The organism is Pseudomonas sp. MPDS (assembly GCF_013283895.1).
GTDB classification, from domain to species: Bacteria; Pseudomonadota; Gammaproteobacteria; order Pseudomonadales; family Pseudomonadaceae; genus Aquipseudomonas; species Aquipseudomonas rhizophila.
On record NZ_CP054128.1, the window covers coordinates 4,966,425 to 4,980,942 of the forward strand.

The 14,518-nt window shown below is 60.7% G+C and carries 14 protein-coding genes; 5 read left to right on the top strand and 9 right to left on the bottom strand.

From position 1 onward, the window contains the following. Nucleotides 1-297: 297 nt before the first annotated feature. A complete protein-coding gene (fadD2, locus tag HQ912_RS21970; RefSeq protein WP_047228346.1) occupies nt 298-1,986 on the bottom strand; it encodes a long-chain-fatty-acid--CoA ligase FadD2 in 1,689 nt (562 codons plus the stop codon). A gap of 246 nt (nt 1,987-2,232) precedes the next feature. Between fadD2 and HQ912_RS21975 the strand changes: the two genes are divergently transcribed. Next, a complete protein-coding gene (locus HQ912_RS21975; RefSeq protein WP_076386042.1) occupies nt 2,233-3,177 on the top strand; it encodes an alpha/beta hydrolase in 945 nt (314 codons plus the stop codon). A 40-nt stretch (nt 3,178-3,217) separates the two neighbouring features. Next, the gene (locus HQ912_RS21980) at nt 3,218-3,688 is read left to right on the top strand and encodes a MaoC family dehydratase (RefSeq protein ID WP_003184579.1); all 471 of its coding nucleotides are present in this window, start codon (nt 3,218-3,220) and stop codon (nt 3,686-3,688) included. Between the two features lie 171 nt (nt 3,689-3,859). On the opposite strand, the gene HQ912_RS21985 is transcribed toward HQ912_RS21980, so the two are convergent. The 4 genes from HQ912_RS21985 to HQ912_RS22000 all read right to left on the bottom strand — a co-directional run bounded on the left by HQ912_RS21985 (nt 3,860) and on the right by HQ912_RS22000 (nt 7,552). Continuing rightward, complete coding sequence (locus HQ912_RS21985) at nt 3,860-4,723, bottom strand: HlyD family secretion protein (RefSeq protein ID WP_173407302.1); 864 nt, start codon at nt 4,721-4,723, stop codon at nt 3,860-3,862. A gap of 10 nt (nt 4,724-4,733) precedes the next feature. After that, nucleotides 4,734-4,940 carry a DUF1656 domain-containing protein gene (locus HQ912_RS21990; RefSeq protein WP_047228349.1) on the bottom strand — a complete coding sequence of 69 codons (207 nt, stop codon included), beginning with the start codon at nt 4,938-4,940 and terminating at the stop codon, nt 4,734-4,736. Next, nucleotides 4,927-6,927, bottom strand: a complete 2,001-nt coding sequence (locus HQ912_RS21995) for an FUSC family protein (protein ID WP_139050973.1) — start codon at nt 6,925-6,927, stop codon at nt 4,927-4,929. Before HQ912_RS21995 ends, HQ912_RS21990 begins: the two co-directional genes overlap by 14 nt. A gap of 160 nt (nt 6,928-7,087) precedes the next feature. Next, nucleotides 7,088-7,552: a ferritin-like domain-containing protein gene (locus tag HQ912_RS22000; protein ID WP_047228351.1), complete on the bottom strand. Its 465-nt coding sequence runs from the start codon at nt 7,550-7,552 to the stop codon at nt 7,088-7,090. A 205-nt stretch (nt 7,553-7,757) separates the two neighbouring features. Between HQ912_RS22000 and HQ912_RS22005 the strand changes: the two genes are divergently transcribed. Then, complete coding sequence (locus HQ912_RS22005) at nt 7,758-7,994, top strand: DUF3820 family protein (protein WP_047228352.1); 237 nt, start codon at nt 7,758-7,760, stop codon at nt 7,992-7,994. Nucleotides 7,995-8,006: 12 nt separating this feature from the next. Next, entirely contained in the window at nt 8,007-9,194 is a 1,188-nt protein-coding gene (locus HQ912_RS22010) for an aminotransferase class V-fold PLP-dependent enzyme (protein ID WP_173407303.1), read from the top strand. 242 nt (nt 9,195-9,436) lie between these two features. Here the strand turns inward: HQ912_RS22010 and HQ912_RS22015 are convergent, their stop codons facing one another. Genes HQ912_RS22015 through zwf form a run of 3 tightly spaced genes read right to left on the bottom strand, consistent with a single transcriptional unit; the run spans nt 9,437 to nt 12,289 of the window. Next, nucleotides 9,437-10,102 (bottom strand): bifunctional 4-hydroxy-2-oxoglutarate aldolase/2-dehydro-3-deoxy-phosphogluconate aldolase, encoded by a 666-nt coding sequence (locus HQ912_RS22015; protein WP_047228354.1) that lies wholly within the window; start codon nt 10,100-10,102, stop codon nt 9,437-9,439. A gap of 17 nt (nt 10,103-10,119) precedes the next feature. Next, nucleotides 10,120-10,833, bottom strand: coding sequence for a 6-phosphogluconolactonase (pgl, locus tag HQ912_RS22020; RefSeq protein WP_173407304.1), 714 nt, complete (start codon nt 10,831-10,833; stop codon nt 10,120-10,122). Beyond that, nucleotides 10,820-12,289, bottom strand: a complete 1,470-nt coding sequence (gene zwf / locus HQ912_RS22025) for a glucose-6-phosphate dehydrogenase (RefSeq protein WP_047228356.1) — start codon at nt 12,287-12,289, stop codon at nt 10,820-10,822. Before zwf ends, pgl begins: the two co-directional genes overlap by 14 nt. Before the next feature lie 196 nt (nt 12,290-12,485). On the opposite strand from zwf, the gene HQ912_RS22030 reads away from it, so the two are divergent. Further along, the gene (locus HQ912_RS22030; protein WP_171061416.1) at nt 12,486-13,346 is read left to right on the top strand and encodes a MurR/RpiR family transcriptional regulator; all 861 of its coding nucleotides are present in this window, start codon (nt 12,486-12,488) and stop codon (nt 13,344-13,346) included. Between the two features lie 141 nt (nt 13,347-13,487). Here the strand turns inward: HQ912_RS22030 and HQ912_RS22035 are convergent, their stop codons facing one another. Next, nucleotides 13,488-14,342 carry a D-hexose-6-phosphate mutarotase gene (locus tag HQ912_RS22035; RefSeq protein ID WP_173407305.1) on the bottom strand — a complete coding sequence of 285 codons (855 nt, stop codon included), beginning with the start codon at nt 14,340-14,342 and terminating at the stop codon, nt 13,488-13,490. Nucleotides 14,343-14,518 lie beyond the last annotated feature (176 nt).

The window sequence follows — 14,518 nt, forward strand, 5'->3', positions numbered from 1 at the left end:
TGAATCTGGCCTAATTCAACGCCGAGAAGTCACAAAAGCGCGCCGAGAGTAGCAGCTTTGCCAAGGGTCGCCTAGAGCCAAAAGTGGCCCCTACAGTCATAAATATGACTCAAGAATATGCAGTGGTCATTTTTAGAGTAAAAATACTAAGCACTGGTTAATCACTGCGAATACATAAAAACCGTGGGAGCGAGCCTGCTCGCGATGGCGGCGCCTCAGTCGACATCTCTGTCACTGATACACCGCCATCGCGAGCAGGCTCGCTCCCACAGGGTTTATTCCAAAGGATGGCCGGCCTCAGGCGATATCCCGCAACTCCCGCCGCAATATCTTGCCCACTGGCGTCATCGGCAACGACTCTCGCAGCACGATGTGCTTGGGTATCTTGTAGCCGGTGAAGTTCTCCTTGCAGTAAGCCTTGAGCTCTTCAAGGCTGACGCCCGTCTCGCGTGGCACCACGAACAGTTTCACCGCCTCCCCCGAACGTTCGTCTGGCACACCGATCACCGCGCAGTTGGCAACTTTCGGATGGGCCATCACCACGTCTTCGATTTCGTTTGGGTATACGTTGAAACCCGAGACGATGATCATGTCTTTCTTGCGATCGACGATGCGCACGAAACCGTCCGGGTCGATCACCGCGATGTCACCGGATTTGAACCAGCCTTCGCTGTCCAGCACCTCGGCGGTGGCTTCGGGTTTGTTCCAGTAGCCTTTCATGATTTGCGGGCCCTTGATGCACAACTCACCGCGCTCGCCCAATGGCTGTTCGGCGCCGTCGTCGCTGACCACTTTCATGAGCGTGCCCGGCACCGGCAGCCCCACCGTGCCCAGCCGGGACTTGGTGCCGTAGGGGTTGGTGCAGGCCACCGGCGAGGTTTCGGTCAGGCCATAGCCTTCGGTGATCCGGCAGCCGGTGAGCTGTTCCCAACGCTCGGCGGTGGCCTTGACCAGCGCAGTGCCACCGGAGTTGGTGAGCTTGAGGCTGGAGAAATCCAGGGTCTTGAAATCCGGATGGTCCATCAGCGCCACGAACAGCGTGTTGAGCCCCAGCAGCGCCGAAAAACGCCAGTTCTTCAGCTCCTTGATAAAGCCACCGATGTCCCGCGGGTTGGTGATCAGCACGTTGTGGTTGCCGGTGACCATCATGCACATGCAATTCGCCGTGAAGGCATAGATGTGGTACAGCGGCAGCGGCGCGATCATCACCTCCTGGCCTTCGCGCAGCAACGGTTGGCCGTCGTCGCCGAACTGGCCGAGGCATGCCCGGGCCTGCTGCATGTTCGCTACCAGGTTGCCATGGGTCAGCATCGCCCCCTTGGCAAGGCCGGTGGTGCCGCCGGTGTATTGCAGCACCGCGATGTCCTCGAGGCTGACTTTCAGCGGTTTGATGCCATGGCCCCGCCCCAGGCGCAACGTGCTCTTGAAGGAAACGGCCTGGGGCAGCGAATAGTCAGGGACCATCTTCTTGACCTTGCTCACCAGCGTATTGACCAGCCAGCCCTTGGCAGTTGGCATCAGGTCGCCCATCTTCGCCTCAATGAGATACTGCAGATCGGTGTCGGGCAGCACCTCCTGGACTTTCTGTCCGAACAGGTTCATGTACACCAGTGCCCGGGCGCCGGAGTCCTTGAACTGGTGGCGCATTTCCCGCGGGGTATACAACGGGTTGGTGTTGACCACGATCAGCCCGGCGCGCAAGGCACCGAACACAGCGATGGGGTATTGCAGGACATTGGGCATCTGCACCGCGATACGATCGCCAGGCGCCAGGTCGGTATGGGCTTGCAGGTAGCCGGCGAAGGCAGCGCTGTAGCGCTCGAGTTCGGCATAGGTCAGGGTAACCCCCATGTTGCTGAACGCCGGACGGTCGGCGAATTTCTTGCAGGAACGCTCGAACACCTCGATCACCGATTTGTAGGCCCCCACGTCAATGTCCAGGGGCACGCCGGCCGGGCGTTTGTCATTCCAGAAATCAGGCTGCATTGTTTTTATCCTCTTTACCTGAACGTGTCCGGGCCGCTTCTGTGGCTCTTGCACAGGCGGTGCTCTTGGGACACTAGCAGCTATGGCCAATCAGGCAAATATGGCAACCTGCTTCATAGATTGTGTGAATCTACCTGCCACGACGTAACGTAACGTGACTTGATCAGGCGAGACGCAACGGATGCGCTATACAATGCAGCGACGCTGTGTTTGTCCTTGTGTATGCCCGTGAGTAAAGGAATGACCATGATCCACCAAACGTTCATGCTCACCGCCACCGACCACACCCGCCTGTTCGTCAATCAGTGGCTGCCTGAAACCGCCCCTGAAGCGGTGATCATGCTGGCCCACGGCATGGCCGAACACAGCGGCCGCTACGCGCGTCTGGCCCGGGCGCTGTGCGATGCAGGCTACGGTGTCTACGCGCCGGACCTGCGCGGCCATGGCAAAACCGGCGAAGCAGCGACGCTCGGCCATTTTGCCGACGAGGATGGCTGGGCCAAGGTGGTCGGCGACCTGGCCAGCCTCAATCAACACATCGGCCAGCAGCACCCCGATGTTCCCATCGTGTTGCTGGGTCACAGCATGGGCAGCTACATCGCCCAGGGTTACCTGTTGCATCACAGTGCCAGTCTGCACGGGGCGATTCTCAGCGGTTCGAATTTCCAGCCCGTGGCGCTCTATCGTGCCGCGCGCCTGATCGCCTGTTTCGAGCGCAAGCGCCAGGGTCCCAAGGGCCGCAGCGCCCTGATCGAGTGGCTGTCCTTCGGCAGTTTCAATAAGAAATTCAAACCCACGCGTACCCCCTTCGACTGGCTCAGCCGCGACCCGGCCGAGGTCGACAAGTACCGCCTCGACCCGCTGTGCGGCTTTCGTTGCACCAATCAGTTGTGGGTCGACCTGCTCGGCGGGTTGCAGCAGATCAGCAAAGCGTCCAATCTCGCCCAGATCGATCCGGGCCTGCCCCTGCTGGTGATCGGCGGTGAATGTGATCCGGTGAGTGAAGGCAAACGTCTCAAGGATCTGGCCGACGCCCTGCGCGGCGCCGGCAGCCAGCACTTGCAATTGACGATTTACCCGCAAGCCCGGCACGAACTGTTCAATGAAACCAACCGCGATGAAGTGACGGCCGACGTGCTGGCCTGGATTGCCCAGGCCCTGAGTCACAAGCGACCGCCACGCAGCGAATAGGTTTGCAGCGTTTTCCTTTACTCGTCACAGGATTTGATAGATGACCCAGGTTACCAACATCCCCTACGAAGCCCTCGAAGTCGGTCAGACCGCCAGCTACAGCAAGACCGTCGAAGAGCGCGACATTCAGCTGTTCGCCGCCATGTCGGGCGATCACAACCCGGTGCACCTGGATGCCGAATTCGCTGCGGCGAGCATGTTCAAGGAGCGCATCGCCCATGGCATGTTCAGCGGTGCGCTGATCAGCGCGGCGGTGGCCTGCGAGCTGCCTGGGCCGGGCACCATCTATATCGGCCAGCAGATGAGCTTCCAGAAGCCGGTGAAGATTGGTGACACCCTGACCGTGCGCTTGGAGATCCTTGAGAAACTGCCGAAATTTCGCGTACGCATTGCCACTCGCGTGTTCAATCAGCGCGACGAGCTGGTGGTGGACGGCGAAGCGGAAATCCTCGCGCCACGCAAGCAGCAGACCGTGACCTTGCCGACGCTGCCGGCGATTACTGTCGGCTGATTACCACTATCTAAAGTGAATGACCTGTGGCGAGGGGATTTATCCCCGCTGGGCTGCGAAGCAGCCCCCTGCGCTCGGGCAGACACACCTCAGAGGTCTTGAGATATTGGGGCCGCTTCGCGCCCCAGCGGGGCGGTGCGACGTTTCGATAAATCCCCTCGCCACAAAGGGTTATTGCGGGTCTTCACGCACCTGCACGCTCGCCGTCATTCCCGCGCTCAGGTTTACCCCTTCTGGCACCTTGTCCAGCTTGATCCGCACCGGAATCCGCTGGGCCAGGCGCACCCAATTGAAGGTCGGCTCGACCTCCGCCAGCAACTGCGCATCGGGATTGGTATTGCGGTCGGTGATGCCGCGGCTGATGCTTTCGACGTGGCCTTGCAGGGCATGACCGGCGCTCATCAACCAGACCTTGACCGGATCGCCAACGCGGATCCTGGGCAGTTTGGTTTCTTCGAAATAGGCCTGCACATAAAACGTTGAATCGTCGATCAGCGCCATGACCGGTTGTCCGGCATTCACGTAGTTGCCCTCGGCCAGGCGCAGGTTGGTGATATGGCCACCCCGTGGGGCCAGGACCTGGCTGCGGGCCAGGTTGAGTTCGGCGACCTTGGCCTCGGCCTGGGCCTCGCGCAGTTCGCCTCGGGCGATGCCGGCGTTGATCTGGGCGTTTTCCCGCAACTCGGCACTGATAGCCTGGGGCCCCAGAGCGGCGCGTCGACTGGCTTCGTGTTCACGCAAACTCAGTTGCTGCTGCCGGGTCTGGACCACCGCCCGGGCTTTCTCCAGCGCGGCCTCGAAACGTTCGCGGTCGATGCTCAGCAATACATCGCCGGCCTTGACCTGCTGGTTATCCACCGCCTTGAGCTCGCGCACCCAACCCGACACGTCGGGGGCGATCACCACCACGTCGGCGCGAATCCGCGCATCCCGAGTCCAGGGCGTGAGCATGTAGTACTGCCACAGATGAAACCCGGCAAAGATCGCCACGGCCACCACGCTCAGCGTGACGGCAACACGTACGGAAGTACGCATGTTCAACTCCTTATAGCGGTCCGAGGACCACGGTAATAACAGTCAGGACACAGACATACAGGGCGCAGTCGAACAAGGCTTCATGCCAGATCCAGCGCCCGGCCGGCACGAGGCTGAGCAACAGGCGAAGCCCACCGGTCACCAGCAAGGCCAGCACCACATAAATCAAGAACGGGCTGAGCAATACCCCGCCTATCGACCACTCACGCAAGCCCATGGCTGTGCTCCCGTTGTTCAGGTTCGTGCTGACGGCACCAGGCGCGCCAGCTGTTCTGCAATTGCACCACCGCACCCTGGGCCAGTTTCAGCGCATCGCCGGGCGGTTGCGTCGACAACACCTTCAGGAACTCGTTGCTCGCCGGGCCGAGTGCTTCGGCCTGATCAACTGCCGGACCGCGCTCAAGCACCTGCTCCAGCGCATCGAAGTAACGGCGCTGGGCCCGGTTGTCGGGCATTTGGGCGACGGCCAGACTCAAACGCAGGTGCAGCAACTCGTCACCCATGTCCAGGCCAAGCAATCCGTCATCCCAACGGCTACGCGCCGGCACCGGCAGTTCGGGATAGTGCCGCGCCAGTTGCAACAGCCGATCAGCCATGCGTCCGCCGAACCAGCTCTCGGCGCCCCGCAGGCTACGGCGCGTCAACCGCACCAGATCATCCAGCGTGGCGGCCAGCAGGCGCCGGCTATGCCAGGCCGGATCGCGCAGAATCAGCAGGTTGAATGCCAACACCGCCGCACCCACACCGATCATCATCGCTTGAGCATTGTTGAAGAACGCCGCCACGTCATATTTCATGGCATTGAGCGGCGATATCAGCACCACGAAATGCAGACAGAACGAGGTGGCCGTGGCGAAAATCTGCGGCTTGGCCATGCCCAGCGCCCCCAGGAACAGCGGCACGCCCATGGCCATGCACAACATCGCAAAACTGCTCCACTGCGGCAGCAAAATCTCACCGATGACAAACGCCGTCGGCACCGCCAACAGAATTCCCCGAAGAAAACTCATGCCGATCTGCGCGCCGTTTTCACGACTGGCGAACAGACTGCACACCACGCAGGTGAGCACCAGCGCGCCTGAGGCGGCAGGCCAGGCAGTCGCCAGCCAAAAACAGGCGACCGCCAGAAACGCCAGGGCGCTACGCGCACCAAAGACCATGGCTAGGGGCAGGTCACGATGGGGCGCCAGGGTGCGCGGCGGATCCACCGCCTCCCTGCCCTCTTGCACCGCCTTCAAGGCTGCGCAGGCAGCCAGGGCGGTATCGAGCAACAAGGCGAAGCGGGCCAGGCAATAACTTTGCGCCGGGCTGATCAGTGGATCGTGGGATGCATCCAGCACCCGTGGTCGCAAGGCTTGCAGGGTCGCGCTGTCGGCGTCGAGGGCTTGTTGCACCTCGCTCATCCACGGCTTGAGGGCCTCGGCTTCCTCAGGATCGAGTTGTTTCCATTGCCGCCGTACCGAGCGGGAGATGCGCAGCAGCATCAACAGTTTCTGGCTCAGAGCGCTGATGGCCCGAGCCCGTTGCCGACCCAGGCTGCCTTCGAACCAGGCGTGTTCACGCTGGGCGTCCACGGCGACGATCTTGCCGAGGATTTCCAGCAGTCCTTTACGGGCCTGGGCATCGCCCGTCAGGGTGGCACGGGCCGCCTGCATGCCGCTCTGCCAGGCGACACGGGCCTGATCGGCCAATTGCCGCTCGACCCGCAACGGCCAGAGCAACGCGCTGGCCGCCGTGGCGCAGACAATGCCCAGGCTGATCTCCGTACAGCGCGCCACGGCCTGATCGAACACCCCCAGCGGATGGGAAATGGCCGGCAAGGCAATGATTGCCACTGTGTAACCGGCCAGCACGAACGAATAGGACCAGGCGCTGCGCAGCAGTGTGGAGCAAGCCGTGCACAAGCCCAGCCACACGGCCAGCGCCAGTAGGAACAACCAGGGTGCCTGAGCAAACAGCCCCATGAACACCACCGACATGACGGTGCCCACCAGGGTGCCGACCAATCGCGCCAAACCTTTCTGCACCACCATCCCGGACAGCGGTTGCGCCACGATGATCGCGGTCATCAACGCCCATGAAGGCTGCTCCAGGCCCCAGCGCAAGGCCAGCCAAAGCGCCAAGCCGCCACCAAGCACGGTCTTGATGGCGAATTGCACAGCGAGGCGGTCGGGAGCGAACAGGGCCTGGAAAGTAATGGGCACGCGAAAAACTCTTATGGGGACGCAGTAACGATAGATGCAATAAAGGGTGATGGAGGGTGCAATTATTAGCTGGCTATCTATTTGAGTCCAGAGCCACCGTTACATGATCGGCATAAAAAAACGCCAGACAGGCTGGCGTTTTTTTGTACAGCGCGCTTGTTTAGCTGGCGCGCGCCTGGTTACGCAGGGCTTTTACCTGGTCATGGTTGCGCTGCACACCATGATACTGACGCTCAACCAGATCGCGAATACCAACCAGGTTGTGCTTGCTGATTTTCTCCATGGCTTCTTTGTAAGCCTTAAGGGCATGGTCTTCACCGCGCTCGGCTTCGTTGAGCACCGCTTCTTCGTCCTTGCCAGTGAACATGGATTTCACGTCCACCCAACGGCGATGCATATCACCGGCAACGCTGGTGGAGGTTTCCGGATCGCCACCCAGGGCCCGTACGGCAGCTTGCAGCTCAGCCGCGGCGGCAGCGCAGTCTGCGGCGCGCTGGACGAACAAATCCTTGAGTTGTGGATGCTTGATGTCTTCAGCGCAAGTCTTGAAACCTTCCTGACCATCTTTGCTGGTCTCGATCAGGTCGTTCAGGACGGAGATGGATTCTTTGTTGATGTCGGTCATTTTTCAATTCCTTTGCTTGGTGAATAAAAAACCTACAAGGAATATTGCATCGGTCGTGCCAGCCGCAATCACAAATAAAAACATTAAAAATCAATAACTTAATCAATCGCTCGATAACTGTATCCGTGTTCTTTGCATGATCTGTCATTTGGCCTGCATGCAGAATGCCTGTATTTTCCAGGCTGACTGAATCAAGACCCCTACCATGAACCCGGAAAAGCTCGAACTGCTGGTGACACGCCAGATGCCCTTCGGCAAATACAAAGGCCGAATCCTGGCCGACCTGCCCGGGCAATACCTGAACTGGTTCGCTCGCGAGGGTTTTCCTCACGGGGAACTGGGCGGTTTGCTGGCGCTGATGCAGGAGATCGACCACAACGGTCTGTCGGATCTGCTTGACCCCCTGCGTGCCAAACACGGCAAACCCAAGCCCCAACATTGATTGAGCCTCGCCATGCCCGAGAACACCCTGCGCGCCCACGATGAAGCTTTCTGGGAAACTTTTGTGGGTCGCTACGATGTCGACCCCAATGGGCCGCTCAATCTGGAAAACGGCTACTTCGGCCGCATGTCCCGGACCGTGGTCGAGGAGTACCAACGCAATATTGAGTTCGTCAACCGCGGTAACTCTGTGTACGCGCGCCAGCATTTCGACCGGGACCATGGCGAAGCGATTCGTCAGCAAGTGGCGCAACTGATTCACGCGTCCCCCGCTAGCGTAGCGTTGGCCAACAGTGCCGGAGACGCCCTGCAAACGCTGATTCGCAACTACAACGGTCTCAAGCCTGGCGATCAGGTGCTGATCTGTGATCTGGAATACGCGTCGGTCAAAAGCGCAATGCGCTGGCTGGCCCGGCAGCGTGGCGTAGAGGTGATTGAACTCGTCCACCCGCACCCCGCCAGTTTCGAAAGCCTGGTGGGCACTTATCGCCAAGCGTTCATTCGTTACCCGCGCCTCAAGCTGATGGCGCTGACCTACGTCAACCACCTCACTGGGCTGGTGATGCCGGTCCAGGCCATTGCCGAAACCGCCCGTGAGTTTGGCGTCGATATCATTCTCGACGGTGCCCACGCCCTGGGCCAGATCGATTTCGATCTGAAGAAGCTCGGTATCGAATTCGCCGGGTTCAACCTGCAGAAGTGGATCGGCGGGCCGCTGGCCCTGGGCTTTTTATACATCGCACCGCAACGGCTGGCCGACATCGACCCGGACATGGACGAAGATCATTACCCTGCCACTGACGTGCGCTCGCGAACGCCCCACAGCACGCCCAATATCCCGGCTTTGCTCACCCTGCCCTTGGTCCTGGAGGAGCACCGCTCATTGGGTGGCGCATCGGCCAAGGGCGTGCGGCTCAGTTATCTGCGCGACCTGTGGGTGAACGCCGTGCGTGATGTACCGGGGATCGAAATCATGACGCCGGACGATCCGCGCCTGTACTGTGGCATTACGTCGATGCGCTTCACCGCCCAGCCCGATCAACAGGCGATGGCCGATCGACTGCTCAATGACTACGGGATCTTCACCGTGGTGCGCAACACCAGTGTCGGGCCGTGTATTCGCATTACCCCAGGGTTGATCACCTTGGCGAAGGATATCGAGCGGTTGACTGCGGCGCTGATTAACCTGAGCCGAATGTAGTTGTGGCGAGGGGATTTATCCCCGCAGGGCGGCGCAGCAGCCCAGTAAGGAGGACTTAACCTATCTGACGCACCGAGATGTCAGGTTTCGGGGCCGCTGCGCGCCCCAGCGGGGATAATTCCCTCGCCACAAATCCAGCGTTCATCCAGCGCGGTACGATAAAACCCAGGCAAAAAAAAACGGCGCGCCGACCAAGCGCACCGTAAAACCGTAGAACACCCAACGAAGGTTCGGTAAGACAATCAGTCCAGCAGCGCCAGCGCCTCGGCGGTGCACTCCTGGATGCGGGCCCAGTCGCCGTTCTTGATCCACTCGGGATCAAGCATCCAGCTGCCGCCCACGCACATCACGTTTTTCAACGCCATGTAGCTCTTGATATTGGCCGGGCTTACGCCGCCGGTCGGGCAGAATTTCACTTCGCCGAACGGGCCGCCCAGGGCCTTGATGGCCGCGACACCGCCGCTGACTTCCGCCGGGAACAGTTTGAAGCGGCGATAACCCAGGCCGTAGCCTTCCATGATGCCGGAGGCGTTGCTGATGCCCGGCAGCAACGGGATCGGGCTGTCGACGCTGGCTTCCAGCAGATCACGGGTGATGCCTGGGGTGACGATGAACTGCGAACCGGCAGCCTCGGCAGCGGCCAGCATATGGCGGTCCAGCACCGTACCGGCCCCGGTCACCAGTTCCGGACGTTGCTCGCGCAGCACCTGGATGGCCTTGAGGCCGTATTGGGAACGCAAGGTCACTTCCAGCGCCGTCAGGCCGCCGGCGGCCAGGGCATCGGCCAGCGGCAGGATGTCCTGCTCACGGGCGATGGTGATCACCGGCAGGATCCGCGCCTTGGCGCAGAGGCTGTCGATCAGGGTAACTTTGTCCGCCATGGAAACGGTCGGGGATGGGTTTGTCATAGCGGCTGATCCTTGGTTCATGGGCACCAGTAAATCTCTAACGTAGGTTGCAAAAACGCGCGGATCGGCATTTCGGCGACATTGTCACCGGCCACCGCAGCGTTCAGGGTGGTCAATTTCGACTGACCGGAAATCGACAGCACTTTGTGTTTCGCCGAGGCCAGCAAAGCGCGACTCATGGTCAGGCGCTGGTGCGGCACGGTGGGCGCCAGCATCGGCCAGCAGCGGCGAGCGCCATTGGCATCCAAGGCTTGAGCCAGGTTTGGACTGTCGGGGAACAGCGAGGCGGTGTGCCCGTCATCGCCCATGCCCAATATCAGTACGTCGATGGGCGGCAGCTCGGCCAGCAAACGATCGGCCTGCTCGGCTGCGGCTTCCAGGTCGGCGCTGGCGCTGTAGAGGCTCAGGAACTGGGCCTTGGCTGCCGCACCTTGGAGCAGGTAACGCTTGAGCAGACCGGCGTTGCTGTCAGCGTGCTCAACCGGCACCCAACGCTCGTCGGCCAGGCTCACCACCACGTTCGACCAGTCCAGCGCCTGTTTGGCCAGGCTCTGGAAAAACGCCACGGGGCTGCGACCACCGGAGACCACCAGGGTCGCCGTGCCGCGCGCCTCGATGGCCGCGCGTAATTGCTCGGCCACCTTCAACGCCAAGCCCTCGGCCAGCAGCACCGGGGTTTTGAATTCGTGGGCGCTGACACCCTGCGGCAGTTTCACTTCAGATATCGCCATACCATGACCTCCCATCCCGCGTGATCAGTGCAATGGAGCTCATTGGCCCCCAGGACCCGGCCGCATACGGCTTGGGCGCATCGCCGGATTTCTTCCATCCAGCAATCAACTGGTCACACCACGTCCACGCGGCTTCAATTTCATCTTTACGGACAAACAGGTTCTGGTTGCCGTTCATGACTTCCAGCAACAACCGTTCGTAGGCATCGGGAATCCGCGCACTGCGATAGGTGTCGGAAAAGTTGAGTTGCAACGGACCGCTGCGCAATTGCATGCCCTTGTCCAGGCCTTGCTCCTTGGTCATCACTCGCAAGGAAATCCCTTCGTCCGGCTGCAGGCGGATGATCAGTTTGTTGCTGATCTGCAAGCGCTGCTCGGGGGCGAAGATGTAGTGGGACGGTTCCTTGAAGTGAATGACAATCTGCGACAGTTTCTGCGGCATGCGCTTGCCGGTGCGCAGGTAAAACGGAACCCCGGCCCAGCGCCAGTTGCGAATGTCGGCGCGCAGGGCCACGAAGGTTTCGGTATCGCTCTGGGTGTTGGAGTTGGGCTCTTCCAGGTAACCCGGCACCGACTTGCCCTCGCTGTGGCCGGCGATGTACTGGCCGCGCACCACCTGAGTGGTCAGGCCTTCCGGGCTGATGGGGGCCAGGGCCTTGAGCACTTTGACCTTCTCGTCACGGATGCTGTCGGCGGACAGGTCGGCCGGCGGGTCCATGGCAATCAGGCAGAGCAACTGCAACAGGTGATTCTGGATCATGTCGCGCAGTTGGCCGGCTTTGTCGAAATAGCCCCAGCGGCCTTCGATGCCGACCTTCTCGGCGACGGTGATTTCCACATGGGAAATGTAATTCTGGTTCCACTGGGTTTCGAACAGGCTGTTGGCGAACCGCAGCGCGATCAGGTTCTGTACCGTCTCTTTACCCAGGTAGTGGTCGATGCGATAGGTGCGGTTTTCCGGGAAGAACTGCGCCACGGCGTCGTTGACCTTGCGCGACGATTCCAGGTCCGAGCCGATGGGTTTTTCCAGCACGACGCGGGTGTTTTCGCACAAACCGACCTTCGCCAGGTTCTCGCAGATCGCTCCATACACCGCCGCTGGGGTGGCAAAATAGGCAATGACTTGCTGGGCTGAACCGGCCTGCTCGGCCAGGGCGACATAGTCCTCGGCCTTGAGGAAATCCACGTGCAGATAAGTCAATCGCCCCAGGAAGCGTTCAACCACGGTCTCGTTCAGATCCTTGTCGCCCACGTAGCGGCGCAACTCCGCGGCGATGAACGCCAGGTGTTGCTGTTCGCTACCCGGCTCCCGGGCCAGGGCAATGATCCGCGTGTCCTCGTGCAACAGGTCCGCGCCATCGAGCTGATAAAGGGCAGGAAACAGCTTGCGCAAGGCCAGGTCGCCCAACGCGCCGAACAAGGCGAAGGTGCACGGTTCAACCGTAATCGAATGCATGATGTTTGTTCTTTTATCAAGTTAAGCTACAAATACCTTTTTTCAAGGCATCACTCAAGGAAAAATGTAGTAATAACCACAACATTTTTCGAAAATACCGATTCCGAGTGGTGGTACACCGGAGCCATCAGTAGGATAGGCCACCGCAAAGGGTCGTATCAAAGACCCGTCTTTCTAGGAATCTTGTATGGACCGCGTGCGAAATTTACTGGAACAGATCCAGAGTCGCCTTGAAGACCTGAACAAGGCAGAACGCAAAGTGGCCGAAGTGATCCTGCTCAACCCACAGCAGGCCACCCGCTTCAGCATCGCCGCCCTCGCCCAGGCCGCTTCGGTCAGCGAACCGACCGTCAACCGCTTCTGCCGCTCATTCGGCGTCAGCGGCTACCCGGAACTCAAGCTGCAACTGGCCCAAAGCCTGGCCAGCGGCGCCGCTTACGTCAGTCGCGCAGTGGAGGCCGATGACAACCCGGAAGCCTACACCCGGAAAATCTTTGGCAGTGCCATTGCCTCATTGGACAGCGCCTGCCAGGCCCTTGATCCCAATTTGATCAGTCGTGCCGTGGATCTGCTGATCCAGGCCCGGCAGATTCACTTCTTCGGCCTCGGTGCCTCGGCACCGGTGGCGCTGGATGCCCAGCACAAATTCTTCCGCTTCAACCTGGCGGTGACCGCCCACGCCGATGTGCTGATGCAGCGGATGATCGCGTCAGTGGCCCACACGGGCGAGCTGTTCGTGATCATTTCCTACACCGGCCGTACCCGCGAGCTGGTGGAAGTCGCACGCATCGCCCGGGAGAACGGCGCGTCGGTACTGGGGCTGACCGCCGAAGGCTCGCCCCTGGCCAAGGCCAGCACCCTGAGCCTGAACATCCCGCTGCCCGAAGACACCGACATCTACATGCCGATGACCTCGCGGATCATCCAGCTCACTGTGCTGGACGTGCTCGCCACCGGCATGACCTTGCGCCGCGGTGTGGACTTCCAGCCGCATCTGCGCAAGATCAAGGAAAGCCTCAATGCCAGCCGGTATCCGGTGGGGGATGAGTTCAACTGATTCGACCTTGGGTATCTTGTCGCCTGATAAACCGCTATCGCGAGCAAGCTCGCTCCCACACTGGATCTTTGGCGTTCACAAGCCCCCTGTGGGAGCGAGCTTGCTCGCGATGGGGCCAGCAGCAACACTCCAGATCCCGAACTAAGCCCCCACCCGCGCCTGCAAACTCAAATGCGCCCGCTCCCCCGGCGCCAGGCAGAGGCTGTCAGTGCCACCGCTGGCCGCTTCGACGCAGACGAACTCCGACACCTCATCCCAGCTCACCCCCAGCAAAGGCCGGGCACCGGGATGCCACACCACGGTATCGGCACTGGCGCCGGTGTCGATGCACAGCTCACGCTGCCAGGCGTGGTCTTTAAGCTGCAGTTCACCCTCATGCTGGAACACCCGCTGACAACCGCCCTCGACCCGCAAATCGCCTTCCTGCTGGCAGGCTGCACGGTTCAACTGGTCGTAGCCCAGCGCGCCTTCAAGCCCAGACAGCGCTATCTCACCAACGTCACCAATACGCCAATAGGCGTGCAGAGCCTGGCTCAATTGACACGGCAGGCTGTCTTGATGCTCGGTGCTCAAGCGTAATTCCATGCGTTCGCCCAGATCGGCGTACAGATCGACCTGCCAGTCGCACAACTGGAGCTGCCAGTGCAGGTGCACACCGTCTTCATGGCTGCGGCTGTCGAGCAGTTTCCAGTCGATCAACCGTGCCCAGCCATGGGACGGCCAGGCGTTTTCGCTGGGATGACGGCCATACCACGGCCAGCACACCGGCACCCCGCCGCGGATCGCACCGACTTGTGGCCACTTGGCCGCACACCACAACCAGGGTTTCTGACCCCGCGGCTGAAAGTGCAACAGCTGCGCGCCCTGGCGACTGAACACCGCCTGGCACAGAGGATGATCGATCACCAACACATCACGTTGCTGATAGCGCTCCCACGCAAACACCGGGCGCTCGCGCAAGGATCTGAAAAAGCGTTGTAGCGGATGCTCATGCATGAGCTGCGGTCCTGGAAATCATTGAGTTACTCATCTGTTTGCAACGCATTTTTTGTGGCGAGGGAGCTTGCTCCCGCTCGGCTGCGAAGCAGTCGTAAACAAGGCAAATGCGGCCTGGCTGAGGCACCGCAGTGAATGGCTTTGGGGTCGCTTCGCAACCCAGCGGGAGCAAGCTC

Coding starts and splice junctions, on each gene's coding strand:
- HQ912_RS22010 (WP_173407303.1), top strand. CDS start 8,007: ATGCCCGAGAACACCCTGCGCGCCCACGATGAAGCTTTCTGGGAAACT.
- pgl (WP_173407304.1), bottom strand. CDS start 10,833: ATGGCGATATCTGAAGTGAAACTGCCGCAGGGTGTCAGCGCCCACGAA.
- HQ912_RS22035 (WP_173407305.1), bottom strand. CDS start 14,342: ATGCATGAGCATCCGCTACAACGCTTTTTCAGATCCTTGCGCGAGCGC.
- HQ912_RS22005 (WP_047228352.1), top strand. CDS start 7,758: ATGAACCCGGAAAAGCTCGAACTGCTGGTGACACGCCAGATGCCCTTC.
- HQ912_RS21990 (WP_047228349.1), bottom strand. CDS start 4,940: ATGGGCTTGCGTGAGTGGTCGATAGGCGGGGTATTGCTCAGCCCGTTC.
- fadD2 (WP_047228346.1), bottom strand. CDS start 1,986: ATGCAGCCTGATTTCTGGAATGACAAACGCCCGGCCGGCGTGCCCCTG.
- HQ912_RS21980 (WP_003184579.1), top strand. CDS start 3,218: ATGACCCAGGTTACCAACATCCCCTACGAAGCCCTCGAAGTCGGTCAG.
- HQ912_RS22015 (WP_047228354.1), bottom strand. CDS start 10,102: ATGACAAACCCATCCCCGACCGTTTCCATGGCGGACAAAGTTACCCTG.
- zwf (WP_047228356.1), bottom strand. CDS start 12,289: ATGCATTCGATTACGGTTGAACCGTGCACCTTCGCCTTGTTCGGCGCG.
- HQ912_RS21975 (WP_076386042.1), top strand. CDS start 2,233: ATGATCCACCAAACGTTCATGCTCACCGCCACCGACCACACCCGCCTG.
- HQ912_RS22000 (WP_047228351.1), bottom strand. CDS start 7,552: ATGACCGACATCAACAAAGAATCCATCTCCGTCCTGAACGACCTGATC.
- HQ912_RS21985 (WP_173407302.1), bottom strand. CDS start 4,723: ATGCGTACTTCCGTACGTGTTGCCGTCACGCTGAGCGTGGTGGCCGTG.